Origin of the sequence: Bradyrhizobium sp. Y36 (genome assembly GCF_002531575.1) — a bacterium.
Classification (GTDB): Bacteria; Pseudomonadota; Alphaproteobacteria; order Rhizobiales; family Xanthobacteraceae; genus Bradyrhizobium.
The window spans coordinates 37,714-50,449 of record NZ_NWTI01000008.1 but is presented as its reverse complement, the minus strand read 5'-3'; the positions used below and the strand labels follow the sequence as shown (position 1 = coordinate 50,449).

General features: G+C 64.2%; 13 protein-coding genes. 6 read left to right on the top strand and 7 right to left on the bottom strand.

All coding sequences use genetic code 11. The annotated features are described in order from the left end of the window. Positions 1-4: 4 nt before the first annotated feature. On the bottom strand, positions 5-538 hold the full coding sequence (locus CO669_RS16045; RefSeq protein WP_097660774.1) for an REP-associated tyrosine transposase: 534 nt from the start codon (positions 536-538) through the stop codon (positions 5-7). Between the two features lie 189 nt (positions 539-727). Between CO669_RS16045 and CO669_RS16040 the strand changes: the two genes are divergently transcribed. The 5 genes from CO669_RS16040 to rnd all read left to right on the top strand — a co-directional run bounded on the left by CO669_RS16040 (position 728) and on the right by rnd (position 6,380). Beyond that, entirely contained in the window at positions 728-1,576 is an 849-nt protein-coding gene (locus CO669_RS16040; RefSeq protein WP_097660773.1) for a phosphodiesterase, read from the top strand. A gap of 1 nt (position 1,577) precedes the next feature. Beyond that, entirely contained in the window at positions 1,578-2,528 is a 951-nt protein-coding gene (locus CO669_RS16035; protein ID WP_198964053.1) for a carbohydrate ABC transporter permease, read from the top strand. Next, complete coding sequence (locus CO669_RS16030) at positions 2,525-3,394, top strand: carbohydrate ABC transporter permease (protein ID WP_097660771.1); 870 nt, start codon at positions 2,525-2,527, stop codon at positions 3,392-3,394. Before CO669_RS16035 ends, CO669_RS16030 begins: the two co-directional genes overlap by 4 nt. An 11-nt stretch (positions 3,395-3,405) precedes the next feature. Next, positions 3,406-4,740: an ABC transporter substrate-binding protein gene (locus CO669_RS16025; protein ID WP_097660770.1), complete on the top strand. Its 1,335-nt coding sequence runs from the start codon at positions 3,406-3,408 to the stop codon at positions 4,738-4,740. A 488-nt stretch (positions 4,741-5,228) separates the two neighbouring features. Next, positions 5,229-6,380, top strand: coding sequence for a ribonuclease D (gene rnd, locus CO669_RS16020; protein WP_097660769.1), 1,152 nt, complete (start codon positions 5,229-5,231; stop codon positions 6,378-6,380). Between the two features lie 145 nt (positions 6,381-6,525). On the opposite strand, the gene CO669_RS16015 is transcribed toward rnd, so the two are convergent. The 5 genes from CO669_RS16015 to CO669_RS16000 all read right to left on the bottom strand — a co-directional run bounded on the left by CO669_RS16015 (position 6,526) and on the right by CO669_RS16000 (position 10,088). Beyond that, positions 6,526-7,908 carry an aspartate aminotransferase family protein gene (locus tag CO669_RS16015; RefSeq protein ID WP_097660768.1) on the bottom strand — a complete coding sequence of 461 codons (1,383 nt, stop codon included), beginning with the start codon at positions 7,906-7,908 and terminating at the stop codon, positions 6,526-6,528. Positions 7,909-8,073: 165 nt separating this feature from the next. Beyond that, the gene (locus CO669_RS35975; protein WP_198964052.1) at positions 8,074-8,244 is read right to left on the bottom strand and encodes a hypothetical protein; all 171 of its coding nucleotides are present in this window, start codon (positions 8,242-8,244) and stop codon (positions 8,074-8,076) included. Positions 8,245-8,274: 30 nt separating this feature from the next. Then, positions 8,275-8,838, bottom strand: coding sequence for an isochorismatase family protein (locus CO669_RS16010; protein ID WP_097660767.1), 564 nt, complete (start codon positions 8,836-8,838; stop codon positions 8,275-8,277). A gap of 25 nt (positions 8,839-8,863) precedes the next feature. Next, a complete protein-coding gene (locus tag CO669_RS16005; RefSeq protein ID WP_097660766.1) occupies positions 8,864-9,484 on the bottom strand; it encodes a GNAT family N-acetyltransferase in 621 nt (206 codons plus the stop codon). Continuing rightward, a complete protein-coding gene (locus tag CO669_RS16000) occupies positions 9,471-10,088 on the bottom strand; it encodes a hypothetical protein (RefSeq protein ID WP_198964051.1) in 618 nt (205 codons plus the stop codon). The genes CO669_RS16005 and CO669_RS16000 overlap by 14 nt, the downstream gene beginning before the upstream one ends. A 71-nt stretch (positions 10,089-10,159) precedes the next feature. On the opposite strand from CO669_RS16000, the gene CO669_RS15995 reads away from it, so the two are divergent. Then, complete coding sequence (locus tag CO669_RS15995) at positions 10,160-11,200, top strand: LysR family transcriptional regulator (protein WP_097660764.1); 1,041 nt, start codon at positions 10,160-10,162, stop codon at positions 11,198-11,200. A gap of 106 nt (positions 11,201-11,306) precedes the next feature. Here CO669_RS15995 and CO669_RS15990 read toward each other — a convergent pair whose 3' ends face one another. Beyond that, a complete protein-coding gene (locus CO669_RS15990) occupies positions 11,307-12,458 on the bottom strand; it encodes an autotransporter outer membrane beta-barrel domain-containing protein (RefSeq protein ID WP_097660763.1) in 1,152 nt (383 codons plus the stop codon). Positions 12,459-12,736 lie beyond the last annotated feature (278 nt).

The following is a 12,736-nucleotide window of genomic DNA, read 5'->3' as shown; positions in this document are numbered from 1 at the left end:
ATCATCACGCGCGCTCGCCGAACTCACCAGCGACCTTCGTGTTGCCGCCCCAATCCTCGGGAAACAATCCCGCACGGACATCGCGGTGAAACGACGAGTACGGCCAGTCACACACCTTCGAGACGTATCCGTGCTTGACGGGATTGTAGTAGCAATACTCGACGTGGCGCGCATAGTCGGCCTCGTCACGGATGAGATGCTCCCAGAACCGGCGTTGCCAGATGCCACGTTCGTTTCGCGCGGCACGGACTGCGCTCAATCGCTCGTTCGCTGGGAGTGCTTTGGCAAATCGAGTCTTGATCAACCGCCATCGAACCGAAAAATCGGCATCGCCTGACGGCAGCTTCCAGATCGCGTGGAGATGATCCGGCAAGACCACGAACGCATCGATCTCGAAGGGATGGCTCCGGCGCGTTGCGGCGACAGCATCCCGCAGGATTTCGATCTGGTCGGTCAAAAGAGCTTTCCGCCGATCGAGCAGATTGACGGTGAAGAACCAGCATCCTCCCGGAACGAATGCGCGGCGGTAGTCGGACATGCATGGCAAATAGCACAACCTGCAATTGGCCTACAGTGGTGGATTACGCCTTCGGCTAATCCACCCTACGGCATCAGCGCTGTGGAGAGTGAACCGCTGTCATCAAACTGAAACACACCCGCTCTAACCGCCTGTCAGGGGCCGTCTTGCCGGAGGCGCCCATCCTCCAACAATCCTGACAAGCGCGCCATGCCCTTCAAATTCATCCACATCACCGACACGCACCTGGCGAACCCCGGGCTGAAGCTCTACGGCCTCGACCCGCGCGCCCGGCTGGACGCGGCGATTGCCGACATCAACAAGCACCAGTCCGACGCCGCGTTTGCGGTCGTGACCGGCGACCTCACCCATTGGGGCGAGGCTGAATCCTACGCCAATTTCGCCGACGCCATGGCCGCGCTGAAGATGCCGTACGTCGCCATGGTCGGCAATCACGACAAGCGCGTGATCTGCCTCGACGCGCTGAAGGCCGCGCCGCGCGATGCCAACGGCTTCGTGCAGGGCACGAAGACCACCGAGCACGGCCTGTTCGTCTTCCTCGACACGCTGGACGAGACCAGCCATGCCGGCGAGATGTGCGCCAAGCGCCTCGGCTGGCTCGCGAGCACGCTTGCCGCCGCGCCGGCCGACCAGCAATTCGTCGTGTTCATGCATCACCCGCCCTTCCCGGTCGGCGTCCACGCGATGGACGAGATCGGGCTGAAGCAGAGCGCCGAATTTGCCGAGGTGATCGCGCCCTACCGTTCGCGCATCCGCCACCTCTTCTTCGGCCATGTGCACCGGCCGATCTTCGGCAGCTACGGCAAGATCCCGTTCTCCACCCTGCGCGGCACCAACCACCAGGTCTGGTTCGAGCTCGATGCCAACGCGCCGCACCTCGCAAGCCACGAGCCGCCGGCCTATGGCGTGGTGCTGATCGACGACGAGAATCTCGTTGTGCACAGCCACGACTTCCTCGACGAAAGTCTGCGCTTCCCCTTCGAGCCGCCGGCGGGGATGGACGGCCGCGACTATGCGCTCAAGTTCGCGGCGCGGTGAGATGAGCCTCGCTGAACCCGCGGCTCTCCGGGTCGCGACCTCGGCGGCGCCGCGCCTCGACGTCCTCCGGCGCTTCACCACCCGCTTCAAAGCCTCGCTGCGTGCCTATCTGCTGTTGCTGCCCTCGCTGGTTTTCCTCGCGCTGTTCACCTACGGCGCGATGGGCCGCGTGCTCGTCGATGCACTCTATCAGCGCGCAACCCCCAAGGCGCCGGTGCGCTTCGTCGGCCTCGACAATGTCAGCGCGGTGCTGGCCGACCCCGCCTTCACCGGCGCGGTCGTCAACAATCTCGTCTACGCCGCCGGCACTACGATCCCGAGCATCGCCCTTGCGCTGTTGTTCGCGCTGACGCTGGCACGCACCCACGCCGTCAGCAGCGCGCTGCGGGCCGCACTGTTCCTGCCGGTGCTGATCCCGATGGTCGCCGCCTCCGCGCTGTTCATGTTCATCTTCCTGCCCAATGTCGGCCTGCTCGACTATTACATCGGCCGGCTACTGCCGGTGCTGCCGAACTGGCTCGGCGACCCCGACATCGCGCTTTACGCGATCATGATCATCACGATCTGGAAGAACGCCGGCTATTACATGCTGTTCTTCCTCGCCGGCCTCCAGGCCGTGCCGGAGGATGTGATGGAGGCTGCGCATCTCGACGGCGCCGGGCCTTACCAGCGCCTGCGCCACATCATCCTGCCGGAGCTCAAGCCGACCTTCCTGTTCGTGACCGTGATCGCGATCCTCAACGCGGTGACGCAGGTCGACCACGTCTTCGTCATGACCCAGGGTGGGCCGTCGAACGCGACCAATCTCGTGCTGTTCTACATCTACCAGCAGGCGGTCGAGCATTACGACGTCGGCAAAGCCTCGGCCGCGACGCTGCTGACGCTTGCCGCGCTGATGGGGCTGACCGCGCTCTCCTTCCGCACCATGGCGAACCGCGAGGGCGGGCCATGAAGCTGATCGACTGGCTCACCAAGGACGCGCCGCTCGCCACACGTGGCGAGATCACGCCCAAGCTCGGTTTCCTGCTGACCGTGCTGCTCGCGATCGTCTGGCTCATTCCGTTCCTGTGGATGGTGGTCGCGACGCTGCGCCCGGCCTCCGACGGCATCAACGCCATGGCCGAGCTGATGCCGAGCCTGAAGCCGACGCTCGACAACGTCAGGGATGCCTGGGAGATCGGCGACTTCCCGCGCTACACGCTCAACACCACGATCATCTGCGCCGGCATTCTGCTGGTGCAGTTCGTCACCATCACGCTGGCTGGCTTTGCCTTCGCGCGCCTCGACTTCGTCGGCAAGACGCCGATCTTCTACCTGTTCCTGATGCAGCTGATGCTGGTGCCGGTGCTGCTGATCGTGCCGAATCTGTCGCTGGTGGCGCAGCTCGGCCTCTACGACACGCTGACCGGCGTGATGATGCCGTTCTTCGCCTCGGCCTTCGGCACCTTCTTGATGCGCCAGGCGTTCGAGGCAATTCCGACCGAGCTGGAAGACGCCGCGCTGATCGACGGCGCCAGCCTGCTCCAGCGCATCCGCCACATCTACGTGCCGCTGTCGATGCCGAGCTTTTCGGCGTTCGCCATCATCTCCGTGACCAGCCACTGGAACGACTTCCTGTGGCCACTGATGGTGATCAACTCGCCGGACAAGCGGCCGCTCACGGTCGGCCTTTCCGTCTTCACCAAGACCGCCGAAGGCACGCAGGCCTGGGGCACCATCGCCGCCGGCACGCTGATGGTGATCGCCCCGCTGCTCGTCACCTTCCTGATCTTCCAGAAGCGCTTCATCAGCTCTTTCGTCACCTCAGGCATCAAATAGGAGATTTTCCGATGCTGTTCTCCCGCAGGCTCATGCTCGGCCTCGCCATGGCAGGCTCTTTTGCCAGCGCCCTCGCCTTTCCGGCCCTCGCCGGCGAAGGCCCGACCGAGATCGATCTGTTCTTCCCCGTCCCCGTCGACGGCAAGCTCGCCCGCGACATGGGCACCTTGATCAAGGAGTTCAACGACGGTCACCCCGACATCAAGGCGACCGCCGTCTACACCGGCTCCTACGACGACACGCTGATCAAGACGCGCGCCGCGATCAAGGCCGGCAAGCCGCCGTCCGCCGTGATCATGTCCGCCAACTTCCTGCTCGACATGCAGATCGAGAACGAGCTCACCAATCTCGATGCCCTGATCAAGGCCGACGGCACCACCAAGGACCAATTCCTCGGCCAGTTCTTCCCGGCGCTGCAGGGCAACGCGGTGATCAACCGCTCGGTCTACGGCGTGCCGTTCCACAATTCGACGCCGCTGCTCTACATCAACGCCGACAAGGCCAAGGAAGCGGGCCTTGATCCGGAGAAGCCGCCGCAGACCTGGGCCGAGCTCACCGACTGGGCCAAGAAGCTGACCAAGCGCGAGGGCGACAAGGTGACCCAATGGGGCATCGCGATCCCCTGCGCCTACGACTATTGCGGCTGGATGATGGAAACGCTCACCATGAGCAATGGCGGGCGCTACTACAACGAGGAGTTCGGCGGCGAGGTCTATTACGACACGCCCTCGATGCTCGGCGCACTGACGTGGTGGAACGACCTCATCTACAAGCACAAGGTCCACACGCCCGGCGCGACGCCCGGACCTGCCGTCAGTACCTCCTTCATATCGGGCAACGCCGCGATGATGATGCTCTCGACGGGCTCGCTCACCTATGTGCGCGACAACGCCAAGTTCAACTACAAGGTCGCCTTCATCCCGCGCAACGTTCGCAACGCCGTACCGATCGGCGGCGCCTCGCTGATCATTCCGGCCGGCCTCGAGGCCGAGAAGCAGAAGGCGTCCTGGACGCTGATCAAGTGGATGACCTCGCCCGAGAAGAGCGGCTGGTGGAGCCGCGCCACCGGCTATTTCGCGCCCAACATGGCCGCCTACAAGACGCCTGACATGGTCGACTTCCTCAACAAGAACCCGGACGCCAAGACCGCCGTCGAGCAGCTCGACGTCGCAAAGCCCTGGTTCGCGACCTACAAGACCGTACCCGTCCGCAAGAACCTCGAGGACGAGGTGATGCTGGTGCTCAACGGCAAGAAGCAGCCGAAGGAAGCCCTCGCCGCCGCGCAGAAGGCCGCCGACGAGACGCTGAAGCCGTACAACGCGGAGACGTCGCTGAAGCTGCCGTAAGGAGGCTTCGCGGCTTCGTAGGTGGATTAGCTCGCGGTTGCGCGAAAGCGTAGTCGCGGGCGTAATCCACCTCATCTGCCCGCCGATATAGACAGTGGTGGATTACGCCTTCGGCCAATCCACCCCACCGGCACCGCGCCCACCCCCGCCCTGTTAACCCCCCGTCCACCATCCGGCCCGCCCCGCCGCCGGTAACCATTGAAATTAACAGACCCTCAACGCACCCCCGACAAATCTATCAATGTTTCTGGAGATTTCGCCGTGGATCTGTTGGTTTTCGAGTTCCTGGGACTGGCGCTGGTCGGCATGTGCGTGGTCGTGGTGGCGCTGCCTTGCGCCCGCAAATCCTCGCACCGGGTCCGCTACGAATAGGAATTTCGTCGGAAAAAGCGATTCCGGTCCAAATGCAAGGCTCGAATTCGCATCGAGCCCCTTGACATCACAGCACTTTCGGCAGAACGGCTGATGGCAAGTGTCATGGGCCGTTCATGGATTTAATTACCACCACCGCTGACCTCGCGGCTGCCTGCAGCCGGCTGGCCAAGCACCCCGTCATAACAGTCGATACCGAGTTCCTGCGCGAGACCACCTACTACCCGCTGCTGTGCGTGGTGCAGATGGCCAGCGCCGAGGAAGCCGTGGTCATCGACACCCTCGCCGCCGGCATCGACCTCAAGCCGTTCTTCGAGCTGATGGCCAACGAGAGCGTGCTGAAGGTGTTCCACGCCGCCCGCCAGGACATCGAGATCATCTGGCACCAGGCCAACATCATTCCGCATCCGGTGTTCGACACCCAGGTCGCGGCGATGGTGCTCGGTTACGGCGACAGCATCGCCTACGACGCCCTGGTCGAGAAGGTCACCGGTCACCGCCCGGACAAGACCCACCGCTTCACCGACTGGTCGCGCCGGCCGCTGACCAAGGAGCAGATGCATTACGCGGTGTCCGACGTCACCCATCTGCGCGACGTGTTCGCCGCGCTCGATGCCGACCTCAAGAAGCGCCGTCGCAGCGAATGGGTCTCGATCGAGATGGAGGTCCTGACCTCGCCGCGCACCTACGACTTCCACCCCGAGCGCGCCTGGGAGCGTCTGAAGACGCGCGTGCGCAAGCCCAAGGACCTCGCCGTCCTCATGGAGGTCGCCGCCTGGCGCGAGCAGGAAGCGCAGAGCCGTGACGTGCCGCGCGGCCGCGTGCTGCGCGACGAGGCCATCAGCGACATCGCCACTCACGCGCCGAACACGCTGGAGAAGCTCGCGAACCTGCGCTCGGTCCCGAAGGGCTTCGAGAAATCCAAATGGGGCGCGGACATCGTCGCCGCGGTCACGCGCGGACTGGCGCGCGATCCTGCCACGCTGCCGAAGCTGGAGAAGCCGCGCAACAACAACAACGGCGCGGCCATTGTCGAGCTGTTGAAGGTGTTGCTGCGCATGACCGCCGAAAAGCATGCGGTCGCCAGCAAGGTGATCGCGACGGTCGACGATCTCGAAGAGATCGCTGCCGACGACGAGGCCGACGTCCCCGCCTTGCGCGGCTGGCGCCGCGAGCTGTTCGGCGATGCCGCCTTGAAGCTCAAGCGCGGCGAGTTGGCGCTGGCAGTCGAGAAGGGCCGCGTGATCGGGGTGCAGCGGGCCGAATAGCCCGCGAGCGCCTTTTGTGGCTGGCGCAATGCCAACCACATCATCATTGCGAGCGCCGCGATGCAATCCAGAGTCTTTGCGCAGAGACAGGCTGGATTGCTTCGTTGCAAGAGCTCCTCGCAATGACGTGGGGAGAGCGAGGCCCCTACGCCGGCGTCAGCTTCGCCACTTCCGCCTTCATGTCGTTCAGCACGCCCGAGATCGCCGCGACCAGTTCGTCGACCTGCGCCTTGGTGACGATCAGCGGCGGGCAGATGGCGATGGCATCCAGCATGTTGCGCGAGATCACGCCGCGCTCCTGGAGCATGCGGGCGGCCATGCCGCCGACGGCGCCGGGCGTGCTTGCGGCCGTCTTGCGACCCTTGTCGAGCACCAGCTCGATAGCTGCGATCATGCCGACGCCGCGGACCTCGCCGACCAGCGGATGGCTGGCGAGCTCGCGAAGCTTGCCCTGCATATAGGCGCCGAGCTCGGCGGCGTGCGCGACCAGGCCCCGCTCCTCGATGATCTTGAGGTTCTCCAGCGCAATCGCCGAGCCGACCGGATGACCGCCCGCGGTGAAGCCGTGGCCGAGCACGCCGATCTTGTTGCTCTCGTCCGCGATCGGCTCGAACATGCGGTCGTTCATGATGATCGCCGAGAACGGGAAATAGCTCGAGGTGATCTGCTTGGAGACCACGAGCACGTCGGGCTTGATGCCGTAGGTCTCGCAGCCGAACATCTTGCCGGTGCGGCCGAAGCCGCAGATCACCTCGTCGGCGACCAGGAGGATGTCGTACTTCTTCAGCACCGCCTGGATCTTGTCCCAATAGGTCGCCGGCGGCACGATGACGCCGCCCGCCCCCATCACGGGCTCGCCGAAGAACGCGGCGATCGTGTCGGGCCCTTCCTTCTGGATCAGCGCGTCGAGCTCCTCCGCCCGGCGCGTCGCGAAGGCTTCCTCGCTCTCACCGGGGGCGCCGTCCTTGTAGAAGTGCGGCGAGCCCGTGTGCAGGATGTTCGGCAGCGGCAGGTCGAACGAGCGATGGTTGTTCGGCAGGCCCGTGAGGCTGGCGGAGGCGATGGTGACGCCGTGATAGGCGCGCATCCGGCTGATGATCTTCTTGCGCTGGGGCTGGCCGAGCGAATTCGAACGATAGGCGATCAGCTTGAGGACGGTGTCGTTGGCTTCCGAGCCGGAATTGGTGAAGAACACCTTGCTCATCGGCACAGGCGCCAGCGCAACCAGCTTCTCGGCGAGGTCGATCGAGGGCCCGTGCGACTTGGCCGAGAAGGTGTGATAGAACGGCAGCGCCTGCATCTGCTTGTGCGCGGCCTCGACCAGCCGCTTCTCGTTGAAGCCGAGCCCGACGCTCCACAAGCCCGCCATCGCCTCGAAATAGCGCTTGCCCGAGGCGTCGAACACGTAAGGTCCCTCGCCGCGTTCGATCACCAGAGGACCGGCCTGCTGATGCGTGCGTGCGTTGGTGTAGGGATGGAGCTGATAGGCCACATCCCGGGCTTCTTGCGAATTGGGCAGCATGGACATTTGCTTGGGATCCTTGAAAGCGTCACGTCGCAGGCGGAGCCGGCGTCATCACTCGATGATCAAGCGCCTTGGCTATTGCGACAACGCGAAGCTTGCAACGCCAATTCTTCGGCAGCAAGCGCTCAGCAGCGTTGCACAAAGCCGCATATCGAGACTGGGCAGCTCTTACGTCGCATCATCGTCATGCCCGTCGTCGGCACTGGCAGCGGCTTCCCTCACCTCCACCAGCGCCATCGAGAGCAGATAGACCGTCGTCGGCAGACCGAGCCTGCGCGCCTTTTCGGCGGCATGCGACAGGTCGCTCGCCAGCTCCTTGAGCTCGTCTCCCCGTGACAATCTTGCACCCCATCCGCCGGTCGCGGTGGTCTACACCGCAACGGCGCCGCTGGTTCTAATCAGTTCGGCGCTGGGAACGATTGTAGCAAAATTCGCAATGACATTCACTACCGCATGCTTGTAGGCGGCGGCATCGCCCGTGCCGGGCTGCCGGCAAGCCACGGCGTCGGCGACCACCTGGTACCGATGGCTGCGGTGAAACCCGTCAACAGCGGTGGCCAGAATGGTCTCGTCGAGGGAATAACCGATCAGAAGACAGCGCACGGTGCGGATATTGGACATGTAGTCCACAAACCGCGACGAGCTGTAGGCGGACGGCAGCGGGTGCTCGAACGTCATCTCGCCCGGCCGCGGCCTGGCCTCGGGGATCCAATCGGTCAGCCTCGATGCCGGATTGAACCAGGCGGCCTGCGCAATGCGCTTCAAATGCATCACCGGCCACAGATTGCCGCGCCACAGCGTCAGTAGTTCCAGGCAGCGTGCGGTTGCGGCGTCGCCATCGAGGATGACGTGGCGACGCCCGGGGGTGAGATACTCGACCTGGAGGTCCGCGCAGATCAGGATCGGCGGATCGTCATGGATTGAAGCCAGCATTGTCTTGCGCCGAGCTGCACCAATTTCAGCTGCCGGCGAGCGCGAGGTCCCGCAGCGGCGAGGTCACGGACCGCCCCGCCGAGGCATCGAGCACGCCCGGCCGATCCCAATCGCCTTCGGGCCGGATGATCACATAGGGATCGCTGTCGAGCGTGATCGCGTCAGGGCCCGGCTCGATCTCCAGCAGCATCTCCGTGTAGGAAAAATCCGAGAAGGTGATCTTGCGATTGTGGCCGAGCGGCTTGGCGCCGAAATGGGCCCAGAAATCGACCAGCCTGTCCTGGGCCTGACCGTAGATCTTGCGGAACCCCTTGCGCTTCACGTAATCGACGCTCGCCTGCACCAGCTTGAACGAGACGCGCGAGCGCCGGTACTGGTGGCGCACCGCGAGCCGCTCCACCTTGGCGAAATCGCCGAAGAAGCGCACCCGCAGGCAGCCTGCGGGCTCGTTGCCGACGAAACCGATGAAGTGCGCGGCGACCATGTCGTTGCCGTCGAACTCCTCCTCGAACGGGCAATCCTGCTCGGCGAGATAGACCGCGGACCGAATGGCCGTGACCAGCATGAGATCGCTGGGATCACGCGCAAGGCGAACGGTGATGACGCGGGAACTGGGCTTGGCGAGAGGAATTCTAGTACCGTGCATCTGCAAAACTCCTTGCTTGGATGATGGCGCCCGGCATCTGCATCGGCTGCCGATGCCAGGGCCGCTCGTAGCACCAGAGGTCGGGCTGGAAGCTCGGGACCGGCACAAAGCCGGTCGCCTTCATGATGTCGCGTCCGGCCACCGTTGACGGCTGCGCATAGCAATCGGCGCCGCGAAACCTTAGCTGTCGCAGATGCGCCGCAGCCTTGCCGAGACCGGCGATCCCACGCCCCGTCGCCGCGATCGCCCAGATGTAGATGGCGGCGACGTCGTCCTTCGCGGAAGCGAGATAGCGCGTCTCGGGCGCAGCGAGGCAGATCTCGTCGAGCAGCAGCGCGTCGTGACCGCGATCATTGAGAAACAGGAAGGCCATGCCGCCCACCAGATCGCCCTTGCGGCTGAACGTCAGGATGCTCTGCGGATCGAACGCGAAATATCGCGCAAGCTCGGCCGCCCCGATCCGCACACCCGGCACCAGGCGGTGCGCCATCCCGGCAAGCGCGGCAATTTCGGAAAATTGCGCACAGCGGACGTCGACGTCCGTGCTCAGCGGCAAGGCATCGAAATCATGCCTTGCGGCAAACGAGCCTCTTTCCATACCCATGTGGCGCCTCTATCGTTCGAGGCTTTCGTGCCCCGCTACGCCGACGAGCTTAGCGGCTGGGGATCAGGAGTATGCAGCAGTTATTGCACCGGGGTGCTGCGATGACGCAGCACCGTGAAGAAGCCCTGGACGCGTCCTGGGACGATTTGAAGCTATTTTTAGCGTGCGCCAAATATAAAAGTTTTCGCAATGCCGCCGAGGAGCTCGGCCTCACCTCGACCACGCTGATGCGCCGCATCGACCGGCTCGAGGAGAGCATCGGCTGCAAGCTGTTCCTGCGCGACCAGAGCGGACTCACGCTCAGCGATGAAGGCACTGCGATGATCGCGGACGTTACGCATATGGAGCGTCATGCCTTCAACGTCTTTCGCCGCGCCTCGCGATCGTCGAACGACACTTCGGGCACCGTGCGCGTCGCGGTGACGGAGGGCCCCGGCAATTTCTGGATCCTGCCGCGGCTGATCGACTTCCAGAAGACCTATCGCAGGATCACCGTGGATCTGCGCTGCGCGATGGAGCAGGCCGACGTCGCCCGGCTTGAATCGGACATCGCGATCCAGCTCGAGCCGCCGACCAATCCCGACCTGATCGTCGCCAAGCTCGGTCGCCTCCACATCTATCCCTTCGTCTCCAAGGAGTACGAAAACCTCTACGGTGTGCCGGCGTCGCTGGCAGAGCTGAAGAACCACCGCATCATCAAGCAGAGCGCGCCGCAGGTCGACGACAGCGCCTATGCGCGCGTGCTCGGACTGAAATCGCTCGAAGGCATCGTCGGGATCAAGACCAATTCCTCGGTCGGCGTGCTCTACGCGGTGGAGCGCGGCGCCGGCATCGGCTTCCTGCCGACGGTGTCGATCGCGCTCGGCGCGCCGCTGATCGCCGTCGATCTCGGCGTCAGCCACCACGCCGATCTCTGGCTCACCTATCACAAGGAGTTCCGCGCCTCCGAGCGCCACAAGATCGTGGTCGACTGGCTGAAGAAGATCTTCGACCCCAGGACCTATCCCTGCTTCCGCGACGAGTTCATCCATCCGAACGCGCTGGTGCCGATGATGACGGCGGCGCGAGAGGGATTTGGATTGACGGGATATGTCGCGGCGACGCCGGCCTGAGAGTCCAACGCGCCTTCGAGCGAACTGGACACCGGTTCGCGTGAAGAAAGCGCCTCGTAACGAGAATCCAGAGCCCTACGACGACCGCGTCGGGCCCTCGTTCGACTCACCATTTGTATTCGAAGCCGACCGTGCCCTGGTGTGAGGTCAGCTCGTTGCGAAACTTGCCGTCGTAATTGACGTAGAGCCGCGCCACGCTGGTCAGGCTGAGCGAGGCCGAGGCTCCCGCATCCATGCCGTAGCGGCTCTCGCCGATACCGGGGACCACGATGTTCTGGGCGCCGAGGCTGACCTGAACGGATCCCAGGTCCTGGTGGAAATTGTCGACGAACTTGCCATAGGCTGACAGGTCCAGGATCTTCTGGTCGATGATGAAGTAGCGACCGATCTCGGCCCCGATCATGATGCGGGCGCGCGACAGCGCCGTCGAGCCGACATTGAGCGGGTCGAGCCCGCCCACCTCCTGGAAAGCCGCGCTGGTGGCGCGGACATATTCCAGCGCGCCCTTGGGCACGATGCGCATCTGGTCCTTGGTCCAGTAATAGCTGATCTCGGTCAGCGCGCCGTCGATCGCGGCGTGATAGCTCGCAGTCGCAAGACCGAGGCCGGTGTCCCGGCTGGAACGGACCTTGCCGAAGCCGTGCACGACCGCGAAGGCCCAGGTCCACGGCCCCTTGTCGACCGAGCCGTTGAAGCCGATCTGCGTCAGGTCGAGCGTCGCCGATTGCAGCGCCAGCGGCACGTCGACGTCGGTGTGGCTCTGATCGACGGAGAAGCCGAGATTGACGCCCGGGGCCACGCGTGCGCCAAAGCCGGCAACGCCGCCCACCGTCTTGCGCCGGTCGCCGACGAAGTCCCCTTGCGGGTCGGTGCGGACCGAGATGCCGTAGCCCTCGAACCAGGTCCGGTAGCGCGGATCTTCCGTGCTCGCGGAGGCGCCGCCACCGCCGGGATTGGTGCGGAACGTCCGGTTGATACCGTTCGATGCCTGGTTGCCGAGCCGCTCCAGGAAGTTCGAGCCGAGATCGAGTGCGCTGTTGCCGACCGAGCGATCGTAGGCGATTGACGTCGACACCGGCGTCGGTGAAGGCGTGGGCGTCGGCGACGCGGCCGGTGTCGGGGTCTGGGCGAAGCCGGGCGTCGCCGCCGCCATCGTCACGACCAGCACCAGCGCGATCGCGACCGACGCCGCGATCCCGCGAACGCGGTCGAGCCCGATCACCTGCCGTGTCCCTGAGTGCTGCAAGGTGCAGCGCATGACGATAATCCCGAAGCGAGGGCGACACGCAAAAATACAACACGAACGCGCCGCAGCCTGCGGCGATTTGTGCTGAACTGCCACGGAGCGTCAATCGGTTGGAGCGCTGAGACAGGGGTGATTGCCCTCGATTGTGGTTCCACGGCCACAGGTCGCAAATTGCAGAGGAACGCACCCGCCTCGGTCTTGAAATCTACGCGCAGCTTGCTAACCGGCGATTTTCATGTTGCAATATTGGCCACAATCGGAATTGGCCGCTCGACTGTGCGTTTCGCGAC

Excerpts from the sequence above, each read along its gene's own strand:
- CO669_RS16045 (WP_097660774.1), bottom strand. The coding sequence starts at position 538 with ATGTCCGACTACCGCCGCGCATTCGTTCCGGGAGGATGCTGGTTCTTC.
- CO669_RS16040 (WP_097660773.1), top strand. The coding sequence starts at position 728 with ATGCCCTTCAAATTCATCCACATCACCGACACGCACCTGGCGAACCCC.
- CO669_RS16035 (WP_198964053.1), top strand. The coding sequence starts at position 1,578 with ATGAGCCTCGCTGAACCCGCGGCTCTCCGGGTCGCGACCTCGGCGGCG.
- CO669_RS16030 (WP_097660771.1), top strand. The coding sequence starts at position 2,525 with ATGAAGCTGATCGACTGGCTCACCAAGGACGCGCCGCTCGCCACACGT.
- CO669_RS16025 (WP_097660770.1), top strand. The coding sequence starts at position 3,406 with ATGCTGTTCTCCCGCAGGCTCATGCTCGGCCTCGCCATGGCAGGCTCT.
- rnd (WP_097660769.1), top strand. The coding sequence starts at position 5,229 with ATGGATTTAATTACCACCACCGCTGACCTCGCGGCTGCCTGCAGCCGG.
- CO669_RS16015 (WP_097660768.1), bottom strand. The coding sequence starts at position 7,908 with ATGTCCATGCTGCCCAATTCGCAAGAAGCCCGGGATGTGGCCTATCAG.
- CO669_RS16010 (WP_097660767.1), bottom strand. The coding sequence starts at position 8,838 with ATGCTGGCTTCAATCCATGACGATCCGCCGATCCTGATCTGCGCGGAC.
- CO669_RS16005 (WP_097660766.1), bottom strand. The coding sequence starts at position 9,484 with ATGCACGGTACTAGAATTCCTCTCGCCAAGCCCAGTTCCCGCGTCATC.
- CO669_RS16000 (WP_198964051.1), bottom strand. The coding sequence starts at position 10,088 with ATGGGTATGGAAAGAGGCTCGTTTGCCGCAAGGCATGATTTCGATGCC.
- CO669_RS15995 (WP_097660764.1), top strand. The coding sequence starts at position 10,160 with ATGCAGCAGTTATTGCACCGGGGTGCTGCGATGACGCAGCACCGTGAA.
- CO669_RS15990 (WP_097660763.1), bottom strand. The coding sequence starts at position 12,458 with ATGCGCTGCACCTTGCAGCACTCAGGGACACGGCAGGTGATCGGGCTC.